Here is a 14,653-nt window from a genome sequence, read left to right as displayed (position 1 = left end):
GATTCGTCGAGTTGCGGCGCGATCCGGCGCCCCGAATCCGACCGGAACTCGACGAATCAGGGTCGGGCGGGAGCTGTCAGGAGCGACGCCAGCCGACCGTGCCGAGCGCGGCGAGGTAGCCGATCGCGAGTGCGACCGCGTGCGCGATCAGCCCGACGACGACCAGCTGGACCCACGACGCGTCCGGAGGGCTTCCGGGCTCGTCGATCGCCGACGGTGCGACGGCGGCGACGATGCCGAGCACCCCGAGCATCACCAGCGGCGGCGTGATCATCGGGACGTACAGCGCGTCCGCGCCGGCGGCGAGTGCGTTCGTGATCGACACGAGCACGAACATGACGTCGAAGAACCACCCCAGCCGACCGGTCAGCCCGATGTCGGCCCAGGCACACGCGCCGGCGACTCCGCCGGCGACGAGTACGACCCCGCGGCGGCTCAGGTCGAGCGAGGCGGCGCGTGCGGTGAGCGCCCGGCGCCGACGCGACCGCGGCTGCCGGGTCGGTCCGGAACCGCGGGCCCGGTGCTCCACGCCTCCACGCTAGGCCGCGGTCGTCACCGGATCGGGGTGCCGCGCCGACGCGGGTCGGGACGCCGCCTGTCGCGCCAGAGCCGCCGCTCCGGTTCCCGCCGCCGCGAACAGGACCGCCAGCGCGATCCACCCGAGGGTGCCGTGCCGGATCGCGAGCACGGTGACGGCGATCGGGGAGAGCATCGCCGCGAGCGCGTAGCCCGTCTGGGTCAGGCCCTGGTAGGCCCCCGCGCGCCGGGGGTCGGCGAGCTCGAACGCCATGCCCCAGCCACCGGCCTCCGCGAGGATCTCGGCGAGCGAGTGCAGCACCGCTCCGATCACCAGCAGCGCGCAGGCGGCCGCGAGGTTCCCGTACGCCGCTCCGGCGTAGACGAGGCACGCGGCGGCGAGCAGCCACCCGCCGCGTCGGACCGCCACCCCGGCCAGCCGTACGTCGTGGGTGCCGCGCGAGGCACGGACCTGGAGCGACGCGACCAGGATCGTGTTGAGCACGAGCAGCGCCGAGACCATCGCCTTCGGTGCGTCCGTGGTCGCGACCCAGAGGGGGACTCCGATGGTCTGCAGCCCGAAGTGCATCGCGACCACGGAGTTCAGAGCGACGCTGGTGACGTACGTGCGGTCGCGCAGCGGGTGCCGGGAGTCGGTGTTCCGCCGTCCCGGCGGGTCGTCGTTCGAGGGAGCGGCGTCGTCGTCGGCGAGCATCCGTGCGGCGAGGTCGGGGACCCGTCGGGGGAGTCGCGCGATCGGGATCGTCGCGAGCAGCAGGAGAGCGCCCACCGACAGCATGGCGGCCTGATAGGCGAGGGGCGTGTCGATCAGCAGGGCCAGCGCGGCGACCGTGGTGCCGAGCCCGATGAAGACGTTGGTCACCACCCGCATCCGGGCGCGTACGGTGACGCGGTCGGCGCCGGTGTACCAGCGGGCGAGGAGTGCCTGCCGTGCGGTGCCCTGGCTCGCCCGGGCCACGAGCGCGATCACCGCCACGACCGTGAACGACCAGACGTCGCGAGCCCCGACGTACGCGAGGATCGCGAGTCCCTGGAGCGCGGTCGCCCAGACCTGGACGCGGTGGGCGCCGGTGCGGTCCGAGAGCCAGCCCGCGCCGTACGACGCGGCGACCGCGGCGCCGCCGGCGATCCCGAGACCGAGCCCGACCGTGGTCGGGGTGAGCCCGATGACGCGCGTGAAGTAGAGCGCGCTCACGGTGTAGAAGACGCCGCTGGAGAGGGCGAACGCCATCGTGGTCCGGGTCAGCGCACGGGCGACCGGGTCGCGCGGGAAGAAGGTCTCGATCACGAGATCCTTTGTCCCGCATCGCGAACTGAACGAGTATTGATTTAGGGTTGTCCTTCATGGTCGCGCGGATCGAGTACGAGCTGGCGGGGCTGGATCTCGCGGAGGTGCGGTTCGTGGTGTCGCCCCTGAACGAGCTGACGCTGTCGTTGCGGACCTGGCGCGACCCGGGCCGCTACCCGGTCCACCTGCCGTGGCTGCGGCACACCCAGCCCGCGCGCGGCCGGCTCGACCGCACGCTCCTCCTGTCGCTGGTCAGCCCGGAGCTGCGCACGCCCGACTTCCTCACCCCGCGCCCCACCGGACCGCTCACCCGGATCGAGGACGAGCTCGCCGCGGTCGCCCGTACGCCCGCTTCCGTGGTGCGCGAGGACCTCGCCGAGGTGCATCCCGACGGACTCCCGTCGGTGCTGGACGGGTCGGCGGCGGCCGTACGGTCCCGGATCGTCGCCGTGCTCACGTCCTACTGGGAGACCTGCTTCGCGCCCTGGTGGCCGCGGATGCGCTCCATCCTGGAGGCCGACGTCGTGCACCGCGGACGGACGATGTCGCGGCGCGGCACAGCGGCGATGTTCGCGGACCTGAGCGACCGCGTCGCATTCGCCGACGGCACCGTGACGGTGCGCCTGAGCAACCCGCTGTACTACCGCCGCAGCACCGCCGGCGAGGGGCTCACCCTCGTGCCGTCGCTCTTCACCCGTGGCGCCTCGGTCCCGGTGTCGGCCGAGGAGCCGCCACTGATCATGTACGGCGCCCGCGGTGTCGGGACCCTCTGGGAAGCGGGCCGCGCCGACGAGCCCGCAGCGGCGCTGGCCGCCGTGCTCGGGGAGGTCCGCGCCGGTCTGCTCACCACCCTGGCGACGCCGGCCTCGACGACGGAGCTCGCCGGGAGGCTCGGCGTCACCCCGAGCGCCGTCAGCCAGCACCTGCGTGCGCTGCGCGACGCCGGGCTGCTGTCCGCCGCGCGCGCCGGCCGCTCCGTGCTCTACCTGCGCTCCGAGCTCGGCGACGACCTCGTCGGCGGGGGTCGGGGAGCCGTGACGCCGCGTGGTACGAACGAGGCGTGAGCGAGATCCGGACCGAGCGTCTGCTCCTGCGGTCGTACGTCCCCTCCGACGCACCCCGCGTCCTCGACCTGCGCAGCCGGTACGAGGTGATCCGCTGGCTGAGCGACCCGCCGTACGTCCTGATGGAGACCCTGGACGAGGCCGAGGCGTGGATCGCGAAGGAGTCGGCCCCGAACCCCGACCCGCGGATGCGCTCGTACGCCGTCGAGGTCGCGGACACCGGGCTCGTCGTCGGGACCGTGATGGTCGCGGCGCTGCCGCGGACCGAGCCGCCGGAGTACCAGATCGGCTGGCACCTGCACCCCGACAGCCAGGGCCGTGGTTACGCGACCGAGGCGGCCCGTGCGCTGCTCGACGACACGTTCGTGCGGTTCGACGGCAGCGGGCCCGACCGGCCGCCCGTCGACGAGCTGTGGTGCGACATGTTCGCCGACAACGACGCCTCCGCGGCGGTCGCGCGGCGGCTCGGGTTCCGCGACACCGGCATCCGTGACGACCCGTGGTACGACGGCGACGGGCACATCTTCGTGATGACCCGGGCCGACTGGGAGCGAGCCGGTGGGACGCAGCCCGTAGGCTAGTGCCCCGTGGCACTCACCATCGGCATCGTCGGCCTGCCGAACGCAGGCAAGTCGACCCTCTTCAACGCCCTGACCAAGAACGACGTCCTCGCGGCGAACTACCCGTTCGCGACGATCGAGCCGAACGTCGGCGTGGTCGGCGTCCCCGATCCCCGGCTCGGCACGCTCGCGCAGATGTTCTCCTCGGAGAAGATCCTCCCGGCGACCGTGCAGTTCGTCGACATCGCCGGCATCGTCCGTGGCGCGTCGGAGGGGGAAGGGCTCGGCAACAAGTTCCTGAGCCACATCCGCGAGTCCGACGCGATCTGCCAGGTCACCCGCGTCTTCCGCGACGAGGACGTCACGCACGTCGACGGCAAGGTGTCACCGTCCGACGACATCGAGACGATCCAGACCGAGCTCGTCCTCGCCGACCTCCAGACGATCGAGAACGCACTGCCGCGCCTTGAGCGCGAGGCGAAGCGCGACAAGGAGCTCGCTGCCAAGGTCGAGGCCGTGAAGCAGGCGCAGACCGTCCTCGAGACCGGTCAGGGCGTGTTCGCGGCCGGTCTCGACCTCGAGCCGCTGTACGACCTGCACCTGCTCAGCGCGAAGCCGCAGCTCTTCGTCTTCAACTGCGACTCCGACGAGCTCGCCGACGACGAGCTGAAGGAGCGGATGCGCGCGATCGTCGCGCCCGCCGAGGCGGTCTTCCTCGACGCGAAGTTCGAGGCCGAGCTGGTCGAGCTCGGCGACGACGACGAGGCGCTCGAGATGCTCAAGGAGATGGGCATCGACGAGCCGGGCCTCGACGTGCTCGCGCGTGTCGGCTTCGACACCCTCGGCCTCCAGACCTACCTCACCGCCGGCCCGAAGGAGGCCCGCGCGTGGACGATCAAGCGCGGCGCTACCGCACCCGAGGCCGCCGGCGTGATCCACACCGACTTCCAGAAGGGCTTCATCAAGGCCGAGATCGTCTCGTACGACGACCTCGTCGAGGCCGGCTCGATGAACGCGGCGAAGTCGGCGGGCAAGGTCCGCATGGAGGGCAAGGACTACGTGATGGCCGACGGCGACGTGGTGGAGTTCCGCTTCAACGTCTGAATCGACGCGTTTGCGCAGGTCAGGCGGGGTGTAGGGGCTCCCAGTCCGCACAGCGTCCGCAAGAAGCTCAGTTCTTGGGCTGGGCGACCGCCTTAGGGGAACCCGTGATGGCCGTCAGAGCCGACGGTCGAGGCCCCAGCAGCAGCGCGGTCGATGCCCATGCCGGACGCTGTCGGTGGGGCTGGGTTAGGTTTGCGTGGTGGAGCCGACAGATCTCATGAGCCGCCCGCAGGGGTCAGGTGGTCGTGCAAGCGCGGCGGTCGAAGTCGCTGCCGCGTCCTCGCTGGGAGGCCGTCGGTTCGAGCCGGTTCAGGAACGTCTGGTTGAACCGGATCTACGCGCGGCGGCTGATCGCTTGCGGTTGCCCGCCGGCAGCTTGAACTTCCTTGTACCGGAGTGTCCGCTGCCAGTCGGACTGCCTGACCTGTTGGTTGCCTCGCTTGATCAAGCCGCGCTCCATAGGCGGCTGGCCGTTGGTGCTCCGCCAATTTTGTCGGAACCGGCCATGCGCCTGGTCGCCAGCCTGAGCACGACGCGCCCGGTCACGGTCGACTCCCTAGCAGGATTGCTGGGATTGACCAAGCGGCAAGCGAGCAGGGTGCTCCTTGGATTGGCCAAAGTCGGAGCCGTCCACCGCCAAGGGGACCGGTGGTTCCGGGCGGATGGCTTCGAGCCGGTGGGGCGAACGTATGCCCTGGAAGCGAAGGTGGACGATTGGCGATCGGGTCTAGATCAGTGTCTCAGGTACGGGGCCTATGCGGATTCGACCACCCTCGTCCTTCCTCGGATGAGCGAGAAGGTAAGAACTTCCGCAGTAACCAGGTTCTCGGCATTAGGCGTAGGCCTCTACGTGGACGGTAAGTGGCTAGTCCGTCCGCGACTTTCGAGGCTGAAGGTCCCCAAGCGTCTCCTGGCGAGCGAGTACGTGTTGGCTGCTCTCGGCGACACGGTCTCGCTGAGCTCGGCCAAGCGACTCTAGGTCCAGATCCCCTCCGCCCGGGCGTACGCCTCAAGACCTCCCAAGGGGCCATCAATGTGCTGCCCGCGCACCTGCTGGAATAGTCGGCTGTAGCGGCGTGTGAAATCGTCAAGTTCCGAGATCGAGAACTCGTAGATGTCCCGCAAGGCCTGCACACGGTCTGCAGGGCTGCTTCCGGCCGAATCCACTGTCGCGACAAGAGCGCGCACGGCGCCGAGGTGGTGGTGACGAAGGTCCGCCGTGGCGGACGACACCGTTCCCCTGTAGAGGGAGTTCGCCCTTGTGGCGTCGTTGCGCTGGAGGATGTCGCTCACAGAGTTGTGAAGCCGGGCCGCGAGCCCCTCGAAGGTGTGCCATTCGGCTTGACGCCGCACCTGAGTCGGGTCGTTTTGTTGGTATGTGGCTGGGCAGCAGACCCGCTGCTTGGTGTGCCAACCCGATCCGACGGAATCTGCACCAGCCGCAACCCCGGGAAGGCCGAAGAGATCGGACTGGCACAGGACGACGCGTGAGCGCCTGGCGAGAGTCTGGACTGTCCGGCAGACCGCCGCAGTCTGTCGGAGGTCACTCGTGTCCGGCGGATAGTCCATGGTGTCGCGCACAACTGTCACAAACCAGGTCGGCGCCCGAAGGCTGACGAGTGATCCCACGTAGGCGTCCAGATCTGGCGACAACCAGAACCCTCGTCGACCGCTGAGGGACTGCCAAGCATCATGGTCCTGAGCCCGGCCCTCTTCTGCCAGTTCAACCGCGCTGTCCGCGGAGGGCCCGATCGGATTGTCCAACGTCAGCGTTGGCGTGAGATGCGGTGTCCCCAATGCGGTCTGGTGGTCGAACACGCGAGCCACATGCTCTTGGACCAGAGCAGGTGTTGAGAGGTCGCCGCGAGGACCACCCCACAAGGACCAGGTGCGGTAGTTGGCCCAATTGTCGACGCCGGGCAAGGTGACCGCGTGTGTGGTCGAATCGAAAATCACCTCGCCGTGTGCACCCCGAATTCGATCTGCGTAGTCCTCCCCTGACGGGTTCCTCGGCCGCGGAACCTGTGGCGTAAAGAAAGGGCTCATTACCGCACCGTCGGCGACGCCGGCAGTAAGAGCCGCCTCCGTCCAGGTTGCCTGACCGCCGACAGATCCGTCATGAAGGTAGAGCGCCATCAATTCCCCCTTAGGTCCGCGAGCTCCGAGAGGACCTCTTCGGCATCAATCCATCGGCGTCCGGGTTGGCGAGCGATGCACCCGTCGATGAGCGCCACCTGCTTGGCATCCAGATCCCCCCGTACCGCTCCCAGGCTGGGAGGGTCTGTGTAGAGGAGTCGGGTTCGGTAGTCGCCGAGGTTCCCCCCGACCGGGATCGGATAGTCGCCAGTAAGCGCCAAGTACGCCAGGATGCCGAGGGCGTGTACGTCGGAGGCTGGCGTGACCCGAACACCAGCTGTCGCCTGCTCAGGGCTCATGAATCCGGGTGTTCCGGGTGTGAACAGCCCCGTGATTGAACTGCGGTCCAGGTGCTTGGCGAGCCCAGGATCCAGGATTTTCCACTGCCCTGAACTTGTTCGTCGCACGTTTCGCGCTGACAGGTCGCGATGAACGCAGTTGGCCTGGTGCATTGCGGCAAGGCCAGATGCCACCTCGTGCATCATCTTCTCGGTGTCATCCCAGGTCCATTGAGGACCGAGAAGCGTTGCGAGGTCGTCACCGTCTAGGAACTCCTCCACCCAGTATGTCGCCTCCGCTGGGGATCCGATGACCTCAAGGTCGCTCAACACGCGAACGATGTTCGGGTGGCTGAGCGATTTGAGAAGTGCGACCTCGCGCTCGCAGCGTTCGAGCGCATGCGGATCTGGAGCCCCCGCTAGGAGGACAACTTTGACGACTACATCAGCTGACCCCTGAGCGGCCCGGGCTACCAGTTTCTGCCCACCCTGGGCTATTGGCGCTATCGATGTGAGGCCGTACTGGGCAGCTGCTTGCCTAAGAACGTCGTCATGATCCATGGAGCCCCCAATCGCGTTCTCATACCTTGGCACAATGAACCGAGGCAGTCCGTGACGTCGGGCGACACGATGGCAGACGGCGTCGTGACTGAATCGGCCTGGCTTTAGTTCCGTCTTCTAATCCAGGATGGGACGACGATGCCGAAGAAGTTTGAACCTGAGATGCGTGAGCGGGTGCTGAGGATGTTCGCTGAGGCGCTGCCGGAACACCAGAGCAAGTCCGCGGCTGCTCGACACGTCTCAGAGCTGTTGGGGATCAGCCCGGAGACCTTGCGGACGTGGGCTCGGCGGGTCGAGGTCGACCAGGGCAAGGTCCCAGGAACTCCGAGCGATGTGGTCGAGGAGAACCGCCGGCTGCGCTGACGCGCGAAGTCGCGCTCGACGAGGTCGCAGGCGATGTTGTCCGGCTTGATCCGCTTCCACTTCCGTCTGCCGGTCACGCCCTGCAGGCCGGCACGGCGCATCAGTAAGTGGACCTGGTTGTGTCCGACCTTCACTCCGCGACCGAGGGTGAGCTCAGCATGGATCCGCGCGATGCCGTAGGTGCCGTTCGACTCGGCGTGGATCGTGGCGATCACTTGGTGAGCATCGCGTGCCGGATCGATCGCTCCGACGGCGGGCGGGTGCGGTGCCCATAGAACCCGGACTCGGCGACGCCGAGGACCCGGCACGCGACCTGCACCGGGAGGTCGTGCGCGGCGATCATCTCGACCGCCGCGTACCGCCTTTTGGGCTCACCTCCTCCTTCAACGCATCGACTGCCTGTCGGGCGACCGCGAGCTCGGTCTCGAGGTCGCGGATGCGCTTCTTCGCTGCCGCCAGATCGGCGTGCTCCGCAGTCGTCATACCGGGCTGCTCGCCGCGATCGATGCGGTCTTGGCGCCGCCAGTTGTAGAGCGTCTGATCACTGACGTCGAGATCGTGCGCGACGCTCGCCACGGTGCGGCCCTCGGCGAGTAGATCAAGCGCCCTGCGACGAGACTCTGCCGGATAGCCCGGTCGTCCCATCTGAACCTCCTGGTGTCATGCACCAGAATCCAGAAACTCAGACGCCGTGGGACCCAGGACACACCAGAGTCTCGGACATGCCGGGGCGGTTCAAGGTGTCCCGCTCGTTTCGCCCCGTCACGGCCTCAGGCTAGAGGAGGCTGAGCCGGCGGCTCTGTCTTTCGTCCGGAGACCTGTCGCGTGCGAAGTCCAGCAGGAGTGGACCATCGCCTACGGGGCAGGTCTGCTTGGGGGCACTTCGGTACGACGAGGGACTCGACTCCTTCAGGACACTAGGACGTCTGACCTGGCCTCGAATCCGGACTTACGTACCGCCGGTCGTCGTCAGACAGCGTGCCGCTTTCGGGCCATCCGTGACGGAACCTTGTGCGGTATCCTGAGCAGGCTCGAACGTGATGGATGACCAGCATGCGCTGGTCGGCGGAAGCCCTGAGCTTGTGCGTGGACGTGCCCCACCCGATGTGGGTCAACGGCAAACAGGTTCTGTTCCGGACCTGGCGCTGGCGGTGACGCCCGTACCGGGACCGTCCGTCACCCGCCAAGGGGATGACGAATCGACGGGTCTGCAGAGCCCGCTGACTGCCGTCGCGACCCTTGGCGAGAAGCAGAAGTCAGACCCGCGGCTAACCGCACCCTTCTGCGGACACGGCAGCAGAAGGCAATCTGCCATGGTTACTAGCAGCTCTGTCGAGGTCGCCTCGGCCACCGCCGACTCCGACGACGGCGTCTTCGTCCGTGTCGGTCGTGATGACGTCGAGGTCAAGCGTCTGGCTCCCGAACCCGTCGAGCATGCCGCGCTGGGGCGCCACGAGGCGCTGTTCCTGCGGTCGTTCACCCGTGCCGAGGAAGCTGATCTGATCAGCAGCGTTCCTCCCGAGGACATGGTGCGGGCGTTCGCTCGCAGCGTCGCGGAGGACCCGAAGACCGTCGTGGGTCGTCTTGAGACCGGCATCACCATGCTGTCGACCGACATCGCGGACGTCAGCGTCATCCGTACCGTGTTCTCCTGCTTCGGCGTTCTCCCCGGTGACCAGCCTCGCGGTGCCGCTACTGGCGGTCGTCCGACGCAGGCGCCGGATCCGGCCGAAGACTCGGACATCGTGGAGGAGAACCTCGGGCTCCGGGCGTTGGTCTTCGAGGACCTCGACCACCTGCGGCGCTGGTGCTCGGACGCCATCGCCCGCTCGCTGGTGCGGGCGAAGAAGCGCGGCCGTCCGCAGGAAATCGCGGCGACGGGGACCCGGCGGCCGATCTCGGTGTCGATGGTCCTCCTGCAGTTCGAGGACGGCAATCCCGACCAGTGGGTGCCGATGGCGAGCGACGGCATCAGCCGGCTCTCGGTGTGTCTCGCGGGCGTTCTCGACCTCGTGGACAAGGACCCGACGGTGGCGGCGAAGAGCATCGTGGACACGCTCCTCCCCGCGAACGCCCTGACGTCCGCGAGCCGGTCGAACGACCTGGCCCGGCGGATGCAGCGGCAGCACCACAAGCAGGTTGAGGTGTACGAGGACCACGTGACCGAGGACGGTCCGGACGAGGAGGGCATCCGGCTCCGTCAGTTCCTGACTCTGCCGGCTGACGTTTACCTGCTCGCGACGGACTCCGAGACCGGCGAGCCGCACACGATGGAGTCCGCGATGCAGGGCGTCGTGTCAGACACGCACACCGGCGTTGACGGGTGGGCGCCGGAGGACCAGGCTCGCCACACGGTCATTCGGGCGTTGACGCAGATGCTCGAGAACGGCGACGTCACGGAGGCCTTCTATGGTCTGTGCACTGGCCGGGTCGACCCTGATGTCGTCGATGACGAGATCCACCCGCCCGAGGACGAGGTGGACGAATCTAAGGTGTTGCTCCGTCGCGCGGTCAGCATCATGGCGGTGCTGGGTAGCCAGGGCATGTTCGGCATCCTGAAGAAGGGTCTGCGCGAGTTCGGCGGGCACCCCCGGCTCACGCTGGACAAGGTCGTCGAGTACATCGCCCCTCTGGTGTGCGAGCCGTGGGGTACCCGTAAGCCGATAACGAAGGCCTGGAACTACGGCGGCCCGGTCCTCGCCGACCTTCGGTACACGACCCTGGTTCCCAAGCACCCGGCGAACTACCTCGACCTGGTCGAGGTCGCCCTCGACGAGGACTCGTCCGACGACGAGGTGGATGCCGCGCGCCTGGAGTTGGCACTCGCGGGCGGCACTGCGCTGCTCGCGGACGGCGTGCTCACGACGGCGGTGGTCGGCGGCTCCGGTGGGTCGAAGACCAAGCTCGACTTCCGGGGTGCGGTCAACACCACCATCGACGCTCTGACCGAGACCGACGAGGGCCTGACGCTCCTCGCCATCGCCGCGAACGCGTTCAAGCCGGCGCAGAAGGCGGAGAAGAGCCGGCTGCCCGCGGTGGACATGGAGCGCGAGGACCGGGTCCAACGTGACAAGGCGAAGCAGCCAGTTCGCGTGACTGAGAAGCAGATCGCGAGCTTGGCCGCCGAGGGGGACCCGACCCGTGCGACGAACAAGCACGACGAGGACGACGACTCCAGCGACGAGGAGCGGACGGATGAGGAACTGCTTCAGGAGCTTGCCGCCGAGCTCCCCGACGCGGCTGCCGCGCTCCTGAAGGATGTCGAGCAGGTCAAGCACCTGCGCGACCAGACCGGCGCTACTACCGGCCTGTCCGAGGAGGACCTCGACGCGTTGCACGACGTCCTCACGGGGACGATCAAGCTGATCGGCAAGCTCCAGTGACCGCGGCCACAAGCCAGGGTCACAAGGGCGGCGACGGAGTGCGGCGGCGGGTCCGGCCGCGGCGTCTGCGCCGGTCGGCGCCGGTCGGCCCGCTTGCTTACGAGTCCGTGGAACCGCCCGCGCCCGAGCCGGCGGCCCTCGGCCAGCGGCAGTTGGTGTCGGCGTGGCGGGAAGCGGTCGCCCTGGAGGAGAGCAGCCCGTTGCTCGGCGACTGGGCGCGGTGGCTGACGTTGTCGAAGACGCCGGACTACACGGCGGCTTCTCGTCCGCTTGAGATGCTGACGGTGCGCCGGGGCGACATCGTCGATCCGCTGGTGTGGCCGCCCGGCGCAATCCCGCGGGTCTACATCGCGTTCGACGGCTCGGAGGCGGTTTACGTCGGTCAGACGACGATGCGGCTACTTGAGCGGGTTCGCCTGCACTTCGGCAGCCAGTCCACGGCAGACCAGCGCGAGAAGGCTGGCACTTGGGAATTCATCGTGTCGGTCGCGTTCGCTGGCCTGCGGCACGGAGAGCTCGGCAGACTCGAGTCGAGTGCTGCCGACTGGGTTCTCCCGGCTCATCGACGGGCCGGGCGTCGGCACCCGCGCACTTGGTGAAATGACTCCCGGCGCCAGCGGGTGCTGAACTCCGCTGGCGCCGCGGCGGGTGTCGGGCCAGCACGCGCTTCTCCTACACAGGCTGTTCTGGTTGAGCGGTCCGCAAATAGTCCGCAAGAAGTCCGGCGGAGACCGATGCTGGCCGACGACGCCCAACGGTCCCGAGCAGGCGTTGTCGCAGGTCGGGCCGTGTTCTTCGGCATCAACCGTCGATGACCAACACAGTCGAAACCCCGCGTGATCGTTCCGCTCCAATGTATAAAGCCGCAGTTCAGAGGCAATTTGATGGCGGTTCTTCCTTCGCTGACCCGCGTTAAACTGATTGACTTAGGCAACCAATACCGTGTGCGGCGTCCCGGACACGGGCTTCCGCGGAGCGCGAAGTCGACCACGACGCTGACCACCTACGCCCACCTGTGGCCGGGTCGAGGGCAATCAGCAGCGAATGCGCACGAGCCTCGAGCACGCGGTCAAGGCCCTCGGCCACCTGTGCGAGCCGACGCGGTAGAAGGGAGTCCGCGTCAGGCGGGCAACCGTTCAACTGCGGCATCATCGGTCGCATGTCCCGCCCTCCCTGGTTCATTGATGAGCTGGCGTTCGCCGGCCGAGAGAATCTCGATCCCAAGCACGTGGCGCGTTATGACGAGAAGGAAGACGCAGGTGCGGCCGAGGAGGTCGCTCTCCTCCGCCGACATGGGCTCAGCGGTGACTCGGTCCTGGTGGAGTTCGGCCCTGGCACCGGTCAGTTCACCGTCGAGGTGGCGCCGGTGTGCGCCCACGTCGTGGCTGTCGATGTCTCGCCCGTGATGCTCAGGGCCTTGCGGGAGAAGCTGGACGGGCATCCGCGGGTCGAGCTGGTCCAAGCGGGATTCCTGACCTACGAGCACGCCGGGGCACCCGCCGACGTCGCCTACTCGCGACTGGCGCTGCATCACCTTCCCGACTTCTGGAAGGCCGTCGCTCTCGAACGCATCCGTCGGATCCTGCGCCCAGGCGGGATTTTCCGGCTGGTCGATGTCGCGTACGACTTCGGCCCGGGCGAGGCGGAGAAACGTCTTGGGGCCTGGTGCGCGGAGTACGGCGAAGGCGCGGACGGAACGTGGGGCCGTGGCGACGTCGAAGAGCACATTCGCGACGAGCACTCGACCTTCACGTGGCTGCTCGAGCCGATGTTGGAGCGCGCGGGGTTTGTCGTCGAGAACGCCGAGCGGTCGGGTGTCATGTCGGCCTACGTCCTTCGTGCGGCCTAGAGGACCGGCGGACATTGCACGGGCGAAACGTCCCGAGTCTGTGACGACGGGAGGGCTGGTTGTGCCGGTCGACGTTTCGGCTACTGTTCTGCCGCCCTCGACAGCCGTCGAGAGCCTCGTGTTGAGAGGACTTCATGCGCAAGCTCGTGTACTACGTCGCCACCACGCTGGATGGCTACATCGCCGGTCCGGACGGTGGCGACCCCACCGGGCAGGACTACTTTCCGCTGACGCCCGACGTCATCCAGTTCATCGTCGATCAGTACCCCGAGACCTTGCCGGGACCTGCGCGCGCGGCCATGGGCATCAGCGGCGCTGGCCGGGTCTTCGACACGGTTCTGGAGGGGCGAGCCTCCTACGGGATTGGGCTGGCGGCGGGCATGACCGACGCGTACCCACACCTACGGCACCTCGTCTTCTCCACGACCCTGGCCACGAGCCCCGATCCCGCCGTAGAGATCGTCGCAACCAATGCTCTGGGGCGGGTCCGCGAGCTCAAGGCCGAGCCCGGCCTCGATCTGTGGTTGGTCGGGGGCGGCACGCTCGCGCACGCCTTGCTCCCCGAGATCGACCGACTCGTCCTTAAGCAGAACCGGTCGGTGATCGGATCGGGCGTCCCGCTGTTCCGCGGCCCGTTCCAGCCCCATCTCTTCCGCCCGGTCGACGAGACCCTGCTCGAGTCGGGGCTGCGCGTCCTGACCTACGACCGCGCCTGACCAGTGACGTGCGGATATCGGCCGAAAGCCAGGCGAACGCAGCCAGCACTCGCCGCTGGGCGTTGGCGGCGATGCGGGCTCGGCTCGCGGTCTGCACGGGAGACGACGGGGCCAACGGCGTGATCCAACCCCGACTAGCGTGAGGATATGAGCGACTCAGGGATTCTCGTCCTGACAGGCCCGCCGTGCGCCGGCAAGTCATCGGTCGGGAAGGTGCTCGCTGCGGACTCATCGCGCAGGCGCGAGGCGTACCTGGAGGTCGACACTCTCTTCTCCCTCTTGTTGCCGCGGTCGGATCGGAGTCGACAGGACCGGATGCTGGGGTACGACGCGGCCCACGCGCTGGCGCGCACTCTCGTCATGCACGAGTACACGGCCATTCTCGAGTGCACCTATGCGAGGCGAGAGCAACGGGCCAGTCTGCGCGGGGCCGTGCCGACTGCATCCTCTCCTGCGCTGTGGGTCGTCGAGTTCATGATCTCCCCCGACGAGGCGGTCGAGCGTTTCCGTCGACGGCGCGAGGCCACGGACCTCGACGAGGCTTCGTTGCGGGAGCGGGTCGAGAACTTCCCGTACTGGGACGGGGCGCTTCGGATCGACTCCTCGTCGGCTGACACACGCGGACTGGCCGACCAGGTGATCACATGGCTGCAGGGCCAGCCAGCGTCGGCTGACTGGACTGGATGGGTAGAAGCGGGACGAGCGTGGTGATGACCGCAGGTGGGTCGTCACGCAAACGACGAGTGCCGCACTCGAGGTGACGGTCGGTTCCTCAGTCGTCGAACTGGCCGACGACCAGGCTACGACGGGGCCT

Annotated in this window: 15 protein-coding genes; 8 read left to right on the top strand and 7 right to left on the bottom strand. The window is 68.0% G+C overall.

The window, feature by feature from the left end:
* Positions 1-76: 76 nt before the first annotated feature.
* Complete coding sequence (locus tag CLV56_RS04880) at positions 77-529, bottom strand: DUF6542 domain-containing protein (RefSeq protein WP_039362889.1); 453 nt, start codon at positions 527-529, stop codon at positions 77-79.
* 9 nt (positions 530-538) lie between these two features.
* Positions 539-1,825 carry an MFS transporter gene (locus tag CLV56_RS04875; protein WP_100414473.1) on the bottom strand — a complete coding sequence of 429 codons (1,287 nt, stop codon included), beginning with the start codon at positions 1,823-1,825 and terminating at the stop codon, positions 539-541.
* Between the two features lie 56 nt (positions 1,826-1,881).
* Between CLV56_RS04875 and CLV56_RS04870 the strand changes: the two genes are divergently transcribed.
* Genes CLV56_RS04870 through ychF form a run of 3 tightly spaced genes read left to right on the top strand, consistent with a single transcriptional unit; the run spans position 1,882 to position 4,553 of the window.
* Positions 1,882-2,889, top strand: coding sequence for an ArsR/SmtB family transcription factor (locus CLV56_RS04870; protein ID WP_039362892.1), 1,008 nt, complete (start codon positions 1,882-1,884; stop codon positions 2,887-2,889).
* Positions 2,886-3,470, top strand: coding sequence for a GNAT family N-acetyltransferase (locus tag CLV56_RS04865; protein ID WP_100414472.1), 585 nt, complete (start codon positions 2,886-2,888; stop codon positions 3,468-3,470). Before CLV56_RS04870 ends, CLV56_RS04865 begins: the two co-directional genes overlap by 4 nt.
* A 6-nt stretch (positions 3,471-3,476) precedes the next feature.
* A complete protein-coding gene (gene ychF / locus CLV56_RS04860) occupies positions 3,477-4,553 on the top strand; it encodes a redox-regulated ATPase YchF (protein WP_039362895.1) in 1,077 nt (358 codons plus the stop codon).
* A 975-nt stretch (positions 4,554-5,528) separates the two neighbouring features.
* Here the strand turns inward: ychF and CLV56_RS20520 are convergent.
* From CLV56_RS20520 to CLV56_RS04835, 5 genes are all read right to left on the bottom strand, one after another.
* Positions 5,529-6,689: a hypothetical protein gene (locus CLV56_RS20520; protein WP_157805071.1), complete on the bottom strand. Its 1,161-nt coding sequence runs from the start codon at positions 6,687-6,689 to the stop codon at positions 5,529-5,531.
* On the bottom strand, positions 6,689-7,528 hold the full coding sequence (locus CLV56_RS04845) for a serine/threonine-protein kinase (RefSeq protein WP_039362904.1): 840 nt from the start codon (positions 7,526-7,528) through the stop codon (positions 6,689-6,691). Before CLV56_RS04845 ends, CLV56_RS20520 begins: the two co-directional genes overlap by 1 nt.
* 104 nt (positions 7,529-7,632) lie before the next feature.
* Positions 7,633-8,106: an IS3 family transposase gene (locus CLV56_RS20800; RefSeq protein ID WP_170224755.1), complete on the bottom strand. Its 474-nt coding sequence runs from the start codon at positions 8,104-8,106 to the stop codon at positions 7,633-7,635.
* On the bottom strand, positions 8,103-8,234 hold the full coding sequence (locus CLV56_RS21335) for a hypothetical protein (protein WP_281254188.1): 132 nt from the start codon (positions 8,232-8,234) through the stop codon (positions 8,103-8,105). Before CLV56_RS21335 ends, CLV56_RS20800 begins: the two co-directional genes overlap by 4 nt.
* Positions 8,231-8,536 carry a transposase gene (locus CLV56_RS04835; RefSeq protein WP_039362907.1) on the bottom strand — a complete coding sequence of 102 codons (306 nt, stop codon included), beginning with the start codon at positions 8,534-8,536 and terminating at the stop codon, positions 8,231-8,233. Before CLV56_RS04835 ends, CLV56_RS21335 begins: the two co-directional genes overlap by 4 nt.
* A gap of 668 nt (positions 8,537-9,204) precedes the next feature.
* On the opposite strand from CLV56_RS04835, the gene CLV56_RS04830 reads away from it, so the two are divergent.
* The 5 genes from CLV56_RS04830 (at position 9,205) to CLV56_RS04810 (ending at position 14,550) form a co-directional block, all read left to right on the top strand.
* Positions 9,205-11,274 (top strand): hypothetical protein, encoded by a 2,070-nt coding sequence (locus CLV56_RS04830; RefSeq protein ID WP_100414469.1) that lies wholly within the window; start codon positions 9,205-9,207, stop codon positions 11,272-11,274.
* 107 nt (positions 11,275-11,381) lie between these two features.
* A complete protein-coding gene (locus tag CLV56_RS04825; protein WP_157805069.1) occupies positions 11,382-11,873 on the top strand; it encodes a hypothetical protein in 492 nt (163 codons plus the stop codon).
* Positions 11,874-12,433: 560 nt separating this feature from the next.
* A complete protein-coding gene (locus CLV56_RS04820) occupies positions 12,434-13,123 on the top strand; it encodes a class I SAM-dependent methyltransferase (protein ID WP_039362917.1) in 690 nt (229 codons plus the stop codon).
* A 134-nt stretch (positions 13,124-13,257) separates the two neighbouring features.
* Positions 13,258-13,839, top strand: a complete 582-nt coding sequence (locus CLV56_RS04815) for a dihydrofolate reductase family protein (protein WP_039362920.1) — start codon at positions 13,258-13,260, stop codon at positions 13,837-13,839.
* Between the two features lie 147 nt (positions 13,840-13,986).
* A complete protein-coding gene (locus tag CLV56_RS04810) occupies positions 13,987-14,550 on the top strand; it encodes a P-loop nucleotide/nucleoside kinase family protein (protein ID WP_039362922.1) in 564 nt (187 codons plus the stop codon).
* Positions 14,551-14,653: the final 103 nt, after the last annotated feature.

It is taken from the genome of Mumia flava, assembly GCF_002797495.1.
Classification (GTDB): Bacteria; Actinomycetota; Actinomycetes; order Propionibacteriales; family Nocardioidaceae; genus Mumia; species Mumia flava.
This window is presented reverse-complemented; position numbering and strand designations above follow the sequence as displayed.